3 protein-coding genes are annotated in these 2,697 nt (G+C 62.1%); all 3 read right to left on the minus strand.

What is annotated here, in order from left to right; all coding sequences use genetic code 11:
• The coding region (locus tag GY725_00880) for a hypothetical protein (protein MCP4002724.1) at window positions 1–1,153 on the minus strand (1,153 nt) is incomplete at its 3' end.
• A gap of 623 nt (window positions 1,154–1,776) precedes the next feature.
• Window positions 1,777–2,094 carry a type II toxin-antitoxin system PemK/MazF family toxin gene (locus GY725_00885; protein ID MCP4002725.1) on the minus strand — a complete coding sequence of 106 codons (318 nt, stop codon included), beginning with the start codon at window positions 2,092–2,094 and terminating at the stop codon, window positions 1,777–1,779.
• A 28-nt stretch (window positions 2,095–2,122) separates the two neighbouring features.
• On the minus strand, window positions 2,123–2,686 hold the full coding sequence (locus tag GY725_00890; protein ID MCP4002726.1) for a hypothetical protein: 564 nt from the start codon (window positions 2,684–2,686) through the stop codon (window positions 2,123–2,125).
• Between the last annotated feature and the right edge of the window lie 11 nt (window positions 2,687–2,697).

Below are 2,697 nucleotides of genomic sequence, written 5' to 3' on the forward strand. Positions count from 1 at the left end.
GGTGAAGACGCGCCGCTGAGGTTTCGAGCCTCTCCACTTCCGATGTTCTGCCTGCAAGGGCCAGCGGCACGAGGACGAATAGATCCCAAGGCGCAGAAAGAGGCGCCTCCTTCACGCATCGTTCGACCAGTTCCACATCGCCGCCGGCAATCAGCTCTTCCGACAGGAGCATCGCGACATCGACCGCGATCGTGCTTGGTCGCCATCGCCGAAGATATTCGACACCTCGCCCTGGTCCGCCAATGCGGATCACTGCCTCCGTTTCCGCGGCGATGTCCCGGATGTCGATCGGCCACGGAGTCACCGCATTGGGTCCCCAGTGTGGATGCGCCTTCTTCGTAGCTTCCACCTGCTCGGTCCTACGCTGGAGCCATGCCTGCAAATGGCGATGACTTTCTCGTACCGAGATCCCGTCATCTCTCCGGGAATCCACGGCCATGAGGTGGAAGAGCAGTGGGCCATGATGCTTGATCAGCCCGGGTTCGCGAAGAACAACACGGCCTGCTGTGTCGCGTGCGAAACGTGTGGCGAGATCGGGATTCTGGACGAGCACCTCTCTCATGGCGGCGTCGGTCTTGAGCGCCTCTGCCCCGATGAGGAGCGTCAGAAGCGCATCCACGTCGTTGCCCGAATCGCGGCAGACCTTCATCGCAACCCGTAGGCGCCGAAGCTGTGCTTCTCGCCGGACGACTGGATCTCCGATCGCGCGAGGCTCCTGTTCCGACTGGACAAGTTTGAGAACCTCGGAACCCCGACCCGCATCGAGTAGTGCCTCCGCCAGGTAGGCGGCCGCGTAGGCGTTGCTTTCATGGAGGCTGAGGAAATGGATGGCGATCTGCTTCCTCACGGCAGGAATATGCGATTCGGCTTCGATCCTAATGAAATGCTCGAAATCTTCGTCAGCAAAGCCGATGGTTTCGCCTCTGACTCGAACACCAGGAGCGAGATCGGAACACAGGTCGAGCGCGTCATGGTGATTGAGACCGATCACTGCCGCGAGATGGACAACGGGAATCGGACGCGGCAGACAGATCAAGCCTGCACAGAACAGTCGGATTGATTGCCGATCGCCACGCTTCTGGACAGCGTGCTCCAGCTGCGATCCGAAGATCCCTTCCAGGGTCTTGCCTTCCGGCCGAAGGTAGTCGAGCACGCGGTCGCTTTCGCTCCCTGCGTTGTCGAGCGCGTATCGCTGTACGCGAGGGCCGCTCTGCGTCTTTGGCCGCGTCGAGGTTCGCGGCAGGCGGAGACGCGAGCGCCTCGAATACCGAGCCGTCGACAGGTTGGTTGCTGACCAGACGCACTCTGATGCGACGCGCAGTGCACAAGTTGGGATGCTTGCGCGTCAGCGTCTTATACGCCTTCGCCAGCCGGCCGATCACCGAATTGTCCCCGCGTTTGTTGGTGGCCTTTTTCAGGCGAGAGACCGTCCACGGTGTGTCCCGGTCAGCCGACGAGTATTTCAGCTGGTCGATGACTATGCGGTCTGGAGAGTCCGCCTCTGAGCCGTAGTAGAAGGTGCAATCCACTCCGTCCCAGGTATCCGGAGGTGTTCCTCTCTCATCCTCGGGCTTCACGCCTTCGAGCACGACGGCAGATAGGCCGGAGTTCGGGTCGAGCAGCTTTAGCGCCTGGCGTAGCGCCCACAGTTCGTGGAAATCATCACCCACATTCGAACCGCGGGCTCCGCGAAAGTCGGGTTGGTTCATAAGCGTTGCGCCACAAACGGTCCTCAGCGACAACAGGCATCGATTCGGATCTTTGCAACCGCGAAGGTCATGCGCCGACGCAGATCGCGACCGCGGCCGCGATCTCCTCGAGCTGTTCCGCATCGAGGTCGCCGAGCTTAGCGGCGAAACGCCTGAGAGAGATGGATTTCACCTGGTAGCAATCGGCCACAGACTCGTTCCGGAGGCCGTTTCTGCGTGTCTTCTTGACGTGGACAAGCCAGGGCACTGTGGCAAACCTGGCCTGCCAGCTGGTCATGGGCACGACGATCCGAAGCGGCAGCCGGCCGACAGATGACGGGTTCACCACGACGGCTGGACGGGTCTTGCCAATCTCCGCGCCTTGGATCGGATCGAAGCGGACCAACCAGATCTCGCCACGAACAGGCCGGGGATCATTCGTCGTCGAGCGAAGCGTCAACGTGATCCTCCCAACTCATGGCTTCGAAGCCCGCCAAAGAACCACCGTCTGCATACTCGTCAGCGACCAGTGCTGCTGCCTGCTCAAGCAACTGCTCTCGCTCCGCCGCCGGCAACCGCAGCAGTGATCGCGCACTCATGGCACCTACGGGCTGAGTGGGGAGCTCCTCGACCTCTTGGGTCACGCCAGGACAGATGCGCTCGGCCTGGGCGGCGCTCAACATGCCTTCGGCGAGGGCACGGACCGTGAGTTGCGTGAGTTTTCGCGGCCGCTCCTGTCCCTTGAACTCCACAGGTTCCCGGCGGCGCCAGCCGCGGGCGCTGAGATTGGCGAAGAGAGTCCGGACGTGAGCCTGCTCGATGATACCGAGGTCCCCGGCTCGAAAGATCCATGCCTGCATGCTCAAACCGTGCTTCTGCTTGAGCAGGGCCAGCTCTCGAAAATCCAGGTGGCGGCGGCGGGTCCCGAGCTCGCGGCGCGCCGTCGCCGCGGTGACGAGAAAAGCAGCCGCGAAGCGGTGTGCCAGCTTCTCGATCACCCGGTGCTCCA

This window comes from bacterium, from assembly GCA_024226335.1.
Lineage (GTDB): Bacteria > Myxococcota_A > UBA9160 > SZUA-336 > SZUA-336 > JAAELY01.